This window comes from Streptococcus fermentans, assembly GCF_040888305.1.
Lineage (GTDB): Bacteria > Bacillota > Bacilli > Lactobacillales > Streptococcaceae > Streptococcus > Streptococcus fermentans.
The window spans coordinates 78,398-90,903 of the sequence record NZ_JBFNFG010000005.1; the positions used below are offsets into that span (position 1 = coordinate 78,398).

12 protein-coding genes are annotated in these 12,506 nt (G+C 38.6%); 5 read left to right on the forward strand and 7 right to left on the reverse strand.

Going from position 1 to position 12,506, the window contains the following annotated elements:
• Positions 1-108 precede the first annotated feature (108 nt).
• The 4 genes from AB2B50_RS06000 to AB2B50_RS06015 all read left to right on the forward strand — a co-directional run bounded on the left by AB2B50_RS06000 (position 109) and on the right by AB2B50_RS06015 (position 4,541).
• Positions 109-1,596, forward strand: a complete 1,488-nt coding sequence (locus AB2B50_RS06000; protein ID WP_320692730.1) for an ABC transporter substrate-binding protein — start codon at positions 109-111, stop codon at positions 1,594-1,596.
• Between the two features lie 157 nt (positions 1,597-1,753).
• Positions 1,754-2,443: a CPBP family intramembrane glutamic endopeptidase gene (locus tag AB2B50_RS06005; protein ID WP_320692731.1), complete on the forward strand. Its 690-nt coding sequence runs from the start codon at positions 1,754-1,756 to the stop codon at positions 2,441-2,443.
• 131 nt (positions 2,444-2,574) lie between these two features.
• Positions 2,575-3,561: an oxygen-dependent tRNA uridine(34) hydroxylase TrhO gene (gene trhO, locus AB2B50_RS06010; protein WP_320692732.1), complete on the forward strand. Its 987-nt coding sequence runs from the start codon at positions 2,575-2,577 to the stop codon at positions 3,559-3,561.
• A 122-nt stretch (positions 3,562-3,683) separates the two neighbouring features.
• Positions 3,684-4,541: a DUF4299 family protein gene (locus AB2B50_RS06015; RefSeq protein WP_320692733.1), complete on the forward strand. Its 858-nt coding sequence runs from the start codon at positions 3,684-3,686 to the stop codon at positions 4,539-4,541.
• Between the two features lie 156 nt (positions 4,542-4,697).
• Here the strand turns inward: AB2B50_RS06015 and AB2B50_RS06020 are convergent, their stop codons facing one another.
• From AB2B50_RS06020 to AB2B50_RS06050, 7 genes are all read right to left on the reverse strand, one after another.
• The gene (locus AB2B50_RS06020; protein WP_320692734.1) at positions 4,698-5,669 is read right to left on the reverse strand and encodes a DUF6574 domain-containing protein; all 972 of its coding nucleotides are present in this window, start codon (positions 5,667-5,669) and stop codon (positions 4,698-4,700) included.
• An 87-nt stretch (positions 5,670-5,756) separates the two neighbouring features.
• Entirely contained in the window at positions 5,757-6,665 is a 909-nt protein-coding gene (locus AB2B50_RS06025; protein WP_320692735.1) for a DUF4097 family beta strand repeat-containing protein, read from the reverse strand.
• The gene (locus AB2B50_RS06030) at positions 6,658-7,251 is read right to left on the reverse strand and encodes a DUF1700 domain-containing protein (protein ID WP_269797844.1); all 594 of its coding nucleotides are present in this window, start codon (positions 7,249-7,251) and stop codon (positions 6,658-6,660) included. The genes AB2B50_RS06025 and AB2B50_RS06030 overlap by 8 nt, the downstream gene beginning before the upstream one ends.
• Positions 7,238-7,564, reverse strand: coding sequence for a PadR family transcriptional regulator (locus AB2B50_RS06035; RefSeq protein WP_000273853.1), 327 nt, complete (start codon positions 7,562-7,564; stop codon positions 7,238-7,240). Before AB2B50_RS06035 ends, AB2B50_RS06030 begins: the two co-directional genes overlap by 14 nt.
• 173 nt (positions 7,565-7,737) lie before the next feature.
• Positions 7,738-8,163 (reverse strand): hypothetical protein, encoded by a 426-nt coding sequence (locus AB2B50_RS06040; protein WP_320692736.1) that lies wholly within the window; start codon positions 8,161-8,163, stop codon positions 7,738-7,740.
• Between the two features lie 41 nt (positions 8,164-8,204).
• Positions 8,205-9,701, reverse strand: coding sequence for a gliding motility protein (locus AB2B50_RS06045; protein ID WP_320692737.1), 1,497 nt, complete (start codon positions 9,699-9,701; stop codon positions 8,205-8,207).
• Between the two features lie 568 nt (positions 9,702-10,269).
• Positions 10,270-11,436 (reverse strand): CynX/NimT family MFS transporter, encoded by a 1,167-nt coding sequence (locus tag AB2B50_RS06050; protein ID WP_320692738.1) that lies wholly within the window; start codon positions 11,434-11,436, stop codon positions 10,270-10,272.
• A gap of 219 nt (positions 11,437-11,655) precedes the next feature.
• On the opposite strand from AB2B50_RS06050, the gene AB2B50_RS06055 reads away from it, so the two are divergent.
• The gene (locus AB2B50_RS06055) at positions 11,656-12,486 is read left to right on the forward strand and encodes a glycosyltransferase (protein WP_320692739.1); all 831 of its coding nucleotides are present in this window, start codon (positions 11,656-11,658) and stop codon (positions 12,484-12,486) included.
• The last annotated feature ends 20 nt before the right edge of the window (positions 12,487-12,506 follow it).

The window sequence follows — 12,506 nt, forward strand, 5'->3', positions numbered from 1 at the left end:
GATATTTAAGAAACAATGTTTCTTTTCTAACTCTGATTTTTCTGGCAAAGGAAAATCAAGAATCTAATTTTGTTAATAACTTTAAAAATAAAAAAAGGAGTTTTTATAATGAAAAACTGGAAAAAATATGCTTTTGCATCTGCTAGCCTTGTCGCTTTAGCTGCTAGCCTTGCAGCTTGTGGAAACCTTAAAGGAAACAACCAAAAAGCTGCTGAATCATCATCATCAGGTGATAAGACTGTTATCAAAATGTATCAAATCGGTGACAAACCAGATAACTTGGATGAATTGCTAGAAAATGCAAACAAAATCATCGGAGAAAAAGTTGGCGCTAAATTGGATATCCAATACCTTGGTTGGGGTGACTACAGCAAGAAAATGTCAGTTATCACTTCATCAGGTGAAAACTATGATATCGCCTTTGCAGATAACTATGTTGTAAACGCTCAAAAAGGTGCTTATGCTGACTTGACAGAATTGTACAAGAAAGAAGGAGCTGACCTTTACAAAGCACTTGACCCAGCTTACATCAAAGGTAACACTGTAAACGGTAAGATCTATTCTGTACCAGTTGCAGCCAACGTTGCATCTTCACAAAACTTTGCCTTCAACGGCCCACTTCTTGAAAAATATGGAATCGATATCTCAGGTGTAACTTCATACGAAACACTTGAATCAGTATTGAAACAAATCAAAGAAAAAGCTCCAGATGTAATGCCATTTGCTGTTGGTAAAAACTTTATTCCATCAGAAAACTTTGACTACCCAGTTGCAAATGGTCTTCCATTCGTTATCGACCTTGAAGGCGACACTACTAAGATCGTAAACCGTTACGAAGTTCCTCGTTTCGTAGAACACTTGAAGACTCTTCACAAATACTATGAAGCAGGATACATTCCAAAAGACGTAGCAACAAGCGAAACTACATATGACCTTACTCAAGATACTTGGCTTGTTCGTGAAGAAACAGTAGGACCAGCTGACTACGGTAGCAGCTTGCTTTCTCGTGTTGCTAACAGAGACATCCAAATCAAACCATTTACTAACTTCATCAAGAAAAACCAAACAACTCAAGTTGCTAACTTTGTAATCTCAAACAACTCTAAGAACAAAGAAAAAGCAATGGAAGTGTTGAACCTCTTGAACACTAACCCAGAACTCTTGAACGGACTTGTTTATGGACCAGAAGGCAAGAACTGGGAAAAAGTAGCAGGTAAAGAAAACCGTGTTAAAGTCCTTGATGGATACAAAGGGAACACTCACATGTCAGGATGGAACACTGGTAACAACTGGATCCTTTACATCAACGAAAACGTTACAGATGAACAAATTGCACAATCTAAGAAAGACTTGGAAACTGCAAAAGAATCTCCAGCGCTTGGATTCATCTTTAACACTGACAACGTGAAATCTGAAATCTCAGCTATCACTAACACTATGCAACAATTCGATACAGCTATCAACACTGGTACTGTAGACCCAGAAAAAGCTATTCCAGAATTGATGGAAAAACTTAAATCTGAAGGTGCTTACCAAAAAGTATTGGATGAAATGCAAAAACAATACGACGAATTCTTGAAAAACAAAAAATCTTAAGAACAATTGATTTCGTGTATTCATTCCTAAAAAGAGCGATCACTGCCTTGTCTGGTTTTTCCAGATGAGGTGGTGATTCTTTTTAGGGTAATTGCATATAATTATATGTATCTCTATCTAGATATTTGCTCTTACATATAACATTGGATACAGACATATGAAAAAATACCATCTACTCTTTAAAATCAGTGCAATCTTATCTTACTTATTTTTCGTATATGGACTCTCTCAGCTAACACTGGTGGTTCAAAATTACCGGCAATTTTCTTCTCAGATTGGCAATTTTTTCTGGATTAAAAATCTTATCAGTCTTGTCTTTATTGGCTTCATGATATGGATTTTAGCCAAGGCAGGATATGGCTACCTTTTTGTTATTCCAAAGAAAAAATGGCTATGGTATACAGTTTTGACGGTTTTCGTAACTGTACTTTGCATATCTTTTAATTTTCAAACGGCAAGACATGTACAGTCAACCTCTGAGGGCTGGGCTGTACTAATCGGCTATAGTGAGACAAATTTTGCCGAGTTGGGTCTCTACCTGACCTTATTTTTCCTAGGTCCTCTGATGGAAGAGTTGATTTATAGGGGTTTGTTCCAACACGCCTTCTTTAAAGATTCGAAGCTTGGACTTGACCTGATTCTTCCTTCGGTTTTGTTTGCTCTTCCTCATTTTTCTAGCTTTCCAAATTTCTTAGATATTCTTGTTTTTTCGACATTTGGAGTATGTTGTGCTGGATTAACTCGTTATACCAAGAGTATCTATCCTAGCTATGCAGTCCATGTGATTAATAATATCGTAGCTACCTTACCATTTTTGTTAACCTTTCTTCACCGAATATTTAGTTAAAACAAGATCTGAAAATGGTCTTGTTTTCAATTTTCAGTCAAATAAATTGCATTCGCTTTCTTGGGGGAGTATACTGGTATAGTTGAATGAAAAATTCTGATAATTTAATCTTAGAAAAGAGAATCAATCTTATGTCAAAAGATATTCGAGTTTTACTTTATTATAAATATGTTCCAATCGAAAACGCGGAACAATTTGCTTCAGACCACTTGGCTTTCTGTAAGTCTATCGGGCTCAAGGGCCGTATCCTAGTCGCAGACGAAGGGATCAACGGAACCGTTTCTGGAGACTACGAAACAACGCAAAAATACATGGACTACGTTCACAGCCTTCCAGGTATGGAAGACCTCTGGTTCAAGATTGACGAAGAAAGTGAGCAAGCCTTCAAGAAGATGTTTGTTCGCTACAAAAAGGAAATCGTCCACCTTGGTTTAGAGGATGAGAACTTTGATAGCGACATCAATCCTCTTGAAACAACAGGTGCTTACTTGTCTCCAAAAGAATTCAAAGAAGCTCTCCTAGACGAAGATACAGTGGTCCTTGACACACGTAACGATTACGAGTACGATCTTGGTCACTTCCGTGGGGCTATTCGTCCAGATATCCGCAACTTCCGTGAATTACCACAATGGGTCCGTGATAACAAAGAAAAATTCATGGATAAACGTGTCGTTGTTTACTGTACAGGTGGAGTCCGCTGTGAGAAATTCTCAGGTTGGATGGTACGTGAAGGTTACAAAGATGTCGGTCAATTGCATGGAGGAATTGCGACTTACGGAAAAGATCCAGAAGTTCAAGGCGAACTTTGGGATGGAAAAATGTATGTCTTTGACGAGCGTATCGCAGTCGATGTCAACCATGTCAATCCAACCATTGTAGGGAAGGATTGGTTTGATGGAACACCATGTGAACGCTATGTCAACTGTGGAAATCCATTTTGTAACCGTCGTATCTTGGCATCAGAAGACAACGAAGATAAATACCTTCGTGGCTGCTCGCACGAGTGCCGTGTTCACCCACGTAATCGCTATGTTTTGGAACATGAATTGACACAAGATCAAGTCATCGAGCGATTAGCAGCGATTGGTGAGAACTTGGATCATTCTGAAGTTGTATAAAAGTAGGACAGTCCTGACGGGCTGTTTTTCTATGCTTTTGACTAAAAAATCTTAAATTTGTTTCTGCATCTTTCAGGAAAATGGTGTATACTATATGTAAACGATTTCAAAGGAGACCATTTATGGTGAAAACATTTTTTATTCCAAATAAACAAAGTATTTTAGGACAACAGGAGATTTTAACAGCTAAGTCAGTCTTGGCCCTAGTAGATGGCTTAGAGTCACATAGTTATGATGCTGTCTATCTTCGTCAACCCCTCAATCGCCTTGAGTATATCGAGTGTGGAATCATAGGCAAATCTCAATTTCTCTTTAAAGTTCGTTATGTAGATGCTCAAAAAGGCTATCAAGTGATCGTTCCTGACTTAATTACAAGAGCTGACTGGGTGATTGTAGAAGCTCTCTTGCAAGCCTTGTCTAGCAAGGTTGGTGAATCTGTTGAAGGTTTGTCAGACTTTGATTTGGAAGACTATTTCCAAGAAACTGTTAAAAACTATCTAGCTGATAAGGATGCTCATTTGGTCTTCTGTCAAGGAATTCTATCAACTATTTACTTTGATAAGAAGGACTTAGAAAGTTTCCTAGAAGAAGATGGCTTGGCACGTTTTGAAGCATTAGTCAAAAAGGTTCAAGAGTCAGATGCTTATCCTGCCAGCGCCAAATTCTATCCAGATGGTGAGGGTAAGATTCACGGCATCTATCATCTGGCTCAGGGGGTTAAGACTATTTTGCCAAAGGGTCCTGTTGTTCCTGTGCCTTATGTTGAGCAGTTGGCTGGCAAGGAACTTATCTGGGAGATTGACTTGGTAAAAATCTCTGGAGATGGTTCTAAGCCTGAAGACTATGAAGCAGTAGCTAGACTGGATTACCAAGCCTTTTTAGAAGTTCTTCCAAAGGAACTTTGTCAGGATTTGGATGCCAACCAAGTAGAGGTAGGACCAGTTTCAGGAGAGGATTTTGAAGCTTTAGCAAATAGATAAATAAGGAATCTGTGACAAAAGTTTCTATAAAGTTAAAAAGCGGACAAGATTAGTTTTCTGATTATCAGAATTCTGTCTTGTTCGCTTTTTTTGTTTTTAAAATTTTATAGTAATGATCCTCTAAAGCTAATATCTTTCTATCTCGCTACCTTTATCTTACATAAAAGCTAGGATTCGTAGATATTCAAAAACCAGAGTCATTTCTGCTAGGAAGAAGAGAAATAGGATACCACCGTTAACTAGAAATGCTAAGAGAAGGCGATAGAAGGAGTCAGTTTGGCTATCTTTACTTGGTCTTGAGATGGTATAAAGGTTGGCAAGAAGTACCAGACCAATGCTAATGAGGCAAAGAAGAGCCGCAAAACGTAGACTATTAAAGAAGGCAAAGAAACTCGCAATACCCGTGAGCAGGATAGGAAGGGCGAAGAGTCTGCTGTACTCTTGCAAGGCTTTTTCCAGTGTCCAGTCATTGTCCTGATTGACAAAACGTTTAACCACGAATCCACCCATAAGGATAGAAAAGAAGAATAAGCTTGTCGCTACCAAGATGGAGAAGATAGAAAAGAGATTCAGTGAAGGGAACTGCTCGACGGCATGAGAGTTGATAGCCGCCATATGGCCGTAGTAGTCATACTTGATATGATAAATCGCACAGAAGAAACTAAGAGCAGAAAAGATAGTCAGTAGCGCAAAGGCATTATAACTATGTTTTTTATCTGTATCAATGCTTGCTGTCGGCTCTTTCAGAGCACCTAGTAGCCAAACCCACTGATCAGCCAGTTCTTCTTTGAAAACTGCAAATACTGCTGTTTTTGTAGATGCAGAATCTGGTAAAAATGGGCTTTCCAAAGACTTGCTAGTCAAAGATTGATTTTTCTGAGAAGCTTCTTTAACAGGTTCTTCTGACTCGTCTATCTTTTCTAATTTTTCAGCGAGCCCTTCAGTCTCTACAGTTTCCTCACTAGTTTCCTTATCTTCTGGATTGGCTTGAGGATTTTCCTCAACTACTGGCGCCTCTTCTCTTGTCTCTGCATCTTCTTCAAGGAGAACTGAGTCGGATGGGCTATCTTTTTTATCATTGTTGGCTGTTTTTTCGAAATCAGCACTTTCAAACCATTCTTGAGTCATAATAGACCTCCCTTTTTTGATTAATTTTTGAGTAGTAACTACTAGTTGTCTTTATTCATGATTTCTGTAAGAAAGCAAGCGATCTTATTATGGGAAATAGATACTTTGATTCGATTTTGCGACGAGGAGATCTTGCGTATCTTTTTTTTCTGTTTTGTAAGGGTTCGCTAATGCTTCACCTTTACTACCTCCCGTATGTATGTCACGTCTGTCTCGATGCCAGCGATAGATATCACCATGTTCAGCAGAAAACTCAACATTGATTCGCTCAAGTTCCTTCTGAGATAACTCGAGTGAGATATCTTTTCTTGCCTCGAATTCCACTCGACCATGTACTTGAATATCCTCAGCAGAGATATGTTCATGGTCTGCTTGGATGCGGCTATCTGTTAGACTGGTTTCAAATATATTGACAATTCCAACTGTGGTTAGTTGGCTATTTTTAATCTCGCTATCAGTGATACGAAGGAGATATCCATTTGACAGAATCTTGGCATTGCTGAGTTTTGCATTAGCAATTGAAAGGATACGATGGTTTACCTGGGCAGTTAGATTTTTTAAGTCTTTTCCTCTTGGTAATGAGAGAACAACTTCATCATTGCGGCTAGAAATTCCGCTTGCGATAAAGAGAATACCTTCGATACTAGAACCTATAGAGCGACGTGTAGTTGACTTGGTGTCAGTTATTTCAAGACTTTTCTCTTTGATAGAGTGTTGAAGGTTCTCTTTTTCAGAGATGGTCGGGTGATACTGAAGGTGAATCTTGTCATCGTTTGACTCCGTAATGACGAGCGAATGTTCTTTTAGTGAAATGTTTAGATTTTCAATATCTTGGTCAAAAACGAGCTCTTCCATTCGACTTTCAAATACTGGATTTTGAGACATTGCAAGGAGGCTTCTGACACCATCTGTTTGGATCCCGATGATCATCATAGAAAAACCGATGATACTAGTAACAACACCAAAGATAAGAAATCCTTTTGTCCATTTACGCATGTCTTTCACCTCTCTTTCCTCTATTAAGAATCCATTGGATAAGTCGAAGGACCAGTAATCCAAAGAAACGTGCTACATAGGAAGTCGCTAGTAAGACTAGAGACGAAGCTCCGATCGCTAGTAAACCTCCACCAAAAATCAGTATAAAAGCAGATGTCGATTCAGCCAGAACGTAGAAGCTTTCAAATAGGAGAACGCCTCCTAGGATTAGTCCAGCTACTGATACAGCAAAGAAGGCTATAAGTACGCTGACAGCAGCGATAAAAATCCCGATGATAGCCATGAGAAGAGCAATTCCGACTGGAATTCCGATAGGAGCTGCAAGAAGGGCTAGTAGAGCGATGCGTAAAATATGGCGGTCGTTCTTACTGGAATTTTCTTCGTTGATTTTCTTATCAAGAAGTGTAGTCAGGACATCATGGGCAGCTTCTTTAGGGCTACCAAGGCTAGCGATAAGCTCCTCCTCACCTTCTGGACCCGCATCATCAAAGAGTTCTTTGAAGTAGTCCATGGCTTCGATGCGATCAGATTGAGGAAGCTTCATCAGATAGGCTTCAAGCTGATTCAAATATTCAGTTCTTGTCATGGCGAATGCTCCCTTCTATGATGCCGTTGATAGTGTCAGTGTAGAGTGTCCATTCTTCTCGAAGGACAAAGAGTTGCTCCTCTCCGATTTCTGTCAAGGAGTAGTACTTGCGCATCCGACCTTGGTATTCGCGAGAGTATGTAGTCAGATAGCGGTTGGTATCCAGTTTTTTCAAGATGGGGTAGAGGGTAGATTCCTTGATTTTGGCAATGAGTTTAATGGTTTGGCTAATCTCATAACCATAGGAATCCCCTTGTTCTAGGATGGCCAAGATGAGAAATTCAATCAAGGCCGATGATGTTGGAAAATACATGGGGCACCTCCTTTTTTAGTATGTAAAAATTTTATATATAATTATTCTACACATACATCATACATCTAAATGTAAGCCTTGTCAAGCAATATGTGTAAAATTTTTATATATAAAAAATCTCCTAGTAAAAACTAGAAGATTGGAGGCTGTTTTGCATTACTTTGAGGCAATGCTTATCTGCAATCCTCATCATAAATGGGTGGAAGATAAAAATACTTGTCTTCAATCTTGATTTTGGCACAGAGGATGCCGTTTTGATAGACATATCCGTTAAATGGAGGATAGCTATCCAAGTTTTCTAGGATATTCTCAGGCAAAGATCTGAAATTGTAATCCCTCAGAGCCCCAGAACCAATCAATCTTTCAGTCCGATAAGCCTTGATTTCTTTTTCATATTTTTTGAGAAATTCTTCTCGTTTCCTTTCAAAGAGAGCCAAATCTTCGTCATCTAACTCGTAATAGCGTTCGTAACCAGCAATCCAAGAAATATAAACACACAGTAAAGATTTTTCTATCTCAGGAGAGTAGCCAATTGTAAAGTAATTTTCTTTGTCGACCTGCCGATTTTCTACTGTGATAGTCTGTATAAAGTTAGTCATGATAATCTCCGTTTCAGGAATGAACTAGAAAGGCTTCTCATTTAAAAATCCTTTAGCTCATCAAAGATTTCTATAAATTTTTCTTTGTCCATTCCTAAATCTTCAGGTAGTAAATCTAAGATCTCAACTAGGGCACTATAGATATCCTCTCTCTCGATTGTTTCAATAAAACAGTTACGTTTGTCCATTTTATTGAAACCTTGAGTATATTCTCTTATGAGAACTTCTATGTGTTTCACAGTATCCTCATTGGGATTTTCTAGAAGCTTTATAAGGCTTGCTCTAGTCTTTCTATACAGAGAGGCTGCTTTTTTTGCGTTTGCGGTTGAAATATTCTCTTGTCCATCCCATGAGCGAAATGGATTATCTAGGTTTTGGGCTAGCCATTCAGCTTTTCTAGGTTTTGTTATCCAAAGATTCAGTCCCTTGTCCTGCTGTTTTTTATAATATTTTTTGGCTACTTTAGCGGCATCTTCTGGTAAGCTGCTCATCCAAAACATGCTTAATTGAGGTAAATCTTCTGGTTTTGGGATATCCTCTGCAGTAAAGCCAAACAAATCAACAGTTGAAAAATTGACTAACTCTTTTAACTCTGATAATTTATGGAAATTAAGAATATTACCAGGTTTCCCCCACAATCTCAATTCCCTAAGATTTGGATAGTTATTCAAGATTTGTGCAAAGTCTATTTCAAGGATGTTAGAACAATGGATAGCTCCTAAATCTTTTAATCCCAGCACCTTGGGTAGAGAGTTATCAAGGTGTAATCGTAAGCTGGCTCCATGGTCTTTTACAAGTATCTGACAATTGTCGCTCATGTCTCCTAATAAGAATAGTTCCTCTAAATCATCGTTCAATTTAAGTTCCTCTACACCTGTCAAATCAATGGAAAGTCGATGTATGGATGTCTTAGAAAAATCCAGTTTTGTTTGTCCATGATTTTCAAGAACTAGTTCAGTAATAAAAGGAGTCGACTGCAAATACTCATATATATTTTTGTGCCATTTAGTTAATTCTAACTTAGATAAACAAGGGAAGACCTTTAATTCTAATGCGTCTTCAAAAGGCGTCCACTCGTCATTGATATTGTGTTTAGAAATACGATACTCATTTCCTACAAATGAAACCTTTTCCTTGCTTTTATCTGCTTTCTTAAATAAATCTCTTTTTTCTTTTGGGATTTCTTGCCATTTCAGTTGCCTATAAATATCGTAACCATTCCCCCAAAACATAGCATAAGTATTGGTGCTTTCAGTTGTTAATGGTGTTGTATTCCCAATAAAAATATAATTTGACGGCACATGAATATCAACATTACTCAGATGCAAGCCTCTATCCCAGTACATAAAATCAATGTACAGTAGCTTCAAAGAAGCTAGCTCTTCTTCTTTAAGAAGTTGATCTCCTGACCAGTCTAATGACAGTAGGACAGCCTGTGGCTTTTTCTCCCCCTCTTCTATCTTGGTTATCTGACAAGCTATGTATTTTTTTAGATGGAAATTGTAAACACAATAGACGTCCCCTGCTTTTGCTAGCATACAAATTTCTCCTTAAATGTTACTACATTTTCAATAGTCTTTTTAGACTTTTAAACAAATACTTGTTTGTAATTGAGTTAAAACAAGTAAAGTTCTTTAAGATTTTATTTTAGATAGATTTCTGGTTTCTCAATGACTGAGCCATCCTTCAATTTGGTAATTGAAGGATTTTATGATGCAAAAGTTTAACCTCCTTGGAAGGTTTGATTGTTAGATATTCTAGCTTTATCAGATTAATGATTGAAGTTGCGTCCTTACTTTTTAGGATACCAGTAAAAAAGTTGAAATAGCGTAACTATGGTATATCATTTAAAAAGTTAGAGGAATCTACAGGGATGTTTTTAGGGGCAAAACAGTCCCCTTCAATTGAGAGATAAATTGTATAGTTGTTTCCATCATGGTCTTCTTTATCAAATTTAAACGATAAATCTCCCTAGGTATATTATAGCATGTTTTAGCTTAACGAAAGTCTTGTGAGGAGGCCTTTCAAACCTTTTTAAAAGAAAAAAGCCAGACAGATATCTGGCTTTCAAAGTGTATTTATTTGTAGCAAATTCTAAAAAACTTTTTAAAGGATTTTATCCGCTCGATCCACCATAAAGAGGGCGATTGTCATGATGATATCAATTACTAGAAGAATCAGTACCGCTGGAACCCAAGACTGGAACATGTTAAAACTGTAACCAAAGAGAGTTGGTCCAAAGGCGGCTAGAATGTAACCACCAGTCTGGGCAAGACCAGATAATTGGGCCGTCTTTTCAGGAGAGCTGGTTTTGATGGAGAAGCAAACCATGAGATAAGGGAAAAGAGCGCTACAGGCAGTACCAATCAAGAGATGGGCAACCAACCAATACAAGAAACTGTTGCTCGGGTATAGAAGCATGGCAATTCCTAACATACCAGCCAGAGAGATGATTGTTAACATGATTTGACGGTGACGATTTGACAAACGCGTCGTTAAACTTGGAATAGTCATGGAGAAGGGAATGCTAATTAGAGAAAAGATAGAAGCCAGAAGTCCGGCATCCGTATGAGCTAGCCCTGCACTGATGGCCATGGTTGGTAACCAGGTCATGCTGGTATAGAAGAGTAAGGACTGAAGTCCACCGAAGACAATAATAGCCCAAACTTGCTTGCTTTTTAGGATATTATCTTTTTCTTTTTTCTCTTCATGCCCTTCTAGAAAATGATTGTGACGATGATTGGGGAACCAGACAGCTAAAGTGAGCAGGCAGACCATGGACAGGCAGAGAATCAGCCCCTTCCAAGATGTTGCCTGAGTAATGGGTACAGAGAGGTAGGAAGCTAGTGCTGTCGCGATTCCCATAGTCGTCACATAAACCGTTGTTAAGAAGCTAATCTTTTGCGGGTAGTTTGCTTGAATCATACTAGGAAGAAGTACGTTAAAAATAGCGACACTTGCTCCGATGAGTAAGGTTCCTAGATAGAGAAGGGGAAGATTGAAGATACGAATCACTGAACCGACGGTTAAGACGAGGAGACTATAGGTGAAAAGATGCTCAAGTCCAATTTTTTGAGCCAAACGTGTCGCAAAAGAGGAGAAAAGGGCAAACATCAAGAGAGGAAGGCTGGTCAAAACCCCAAGCGAGCTGACCTCAACTCCTAAACCTTGAGCAATATCTCCCAAAACAGTTGGTAAGGCCGTAAAAGGAGCTCTTAAGACCGCTCCGATTAAGATAATTCCTAGAATAAAAAAGAGTGATCGTTTTTTCATGTGAACCTCAACAAACTGATTTTGATAACAGCTTATTTTAAGGCTTTTTCCAATAGATGTCAAGATGGTGTGAGAAAATCCGCTCCTTAGTTGAGCGAAATCATGGGGAAAAAAGAAGGATAGATTTACTAGTTTTTTTCTGGGATTCAAATAAAAATAGGAAAGTCGGAAAATTTGTGATAAAATAGTGGAAGAAAATCTATACATTGGAGAAAAACTGTGTCTGAAAATCGGAAATTTAGTGTCTTGATGTCAGTCTATATCAAAGAGAATCCTACTTTTTTGGAAGAAGCGGTAGAGAGTATCTTACATCAAACGCTTAAGCCTAGTGAAGTGGTTATCGTTGAAGACGGTCCATTGACACCTGAACTATATCAAGTTTTGGATAAATTGACAGCACAGTCAAGTATTCCAATCAAACGTTGTCCACTTGAGCAAAATCGCGGCTTAGGTTTGGCGCTTCAGTACGGTGTCTTACAGTGCCAATATGATGTCATTGCTCGTATGGATACAGATGATATTGCTGTTGAAGACCGTTTCGAACAACAGTTCGAATTGATGGAAAAAGAAAACTTGGACCTGCTAGGTGGTCATATTGCAGAATTTATCGACCAACCTGACGAGATTGTGTCTTACCGTCGTGTGCCGATTAAGCATGAGGATATCATTGCCTACCAACGTATGAGAAGTGCCTTTAATCATATGACGGTTATGTTCAAAAAAGAAATGGTTCTCAAGGCTGGTAACTACGAGGATGGCCTTTATATGGAAGATGACCTGCTTTGGCTCAATATGATTAGCGCTGGTGCTCGGACTGGAAATGTGGATCAGATTCTTTGTAAGGTGCGCGTGGGAGCGGGGATGTTTGAACGCCGTGGTGGCCTTCGCTATCTCAAACTCTATCGCCAAGCACGCCAAAGAATGCACGCGCGTGGACAGATTTCTTATGGTGAATATCTGAAAAGTGTGTTAATCCAAGTTGTCGTTGCCCTCTGTCCAGGATTTGTCCGACAGTTTATCTTTTTAAAACTATTGAGAAAAAGTAAATAGCTAATCAGTTTTAAAAAAAT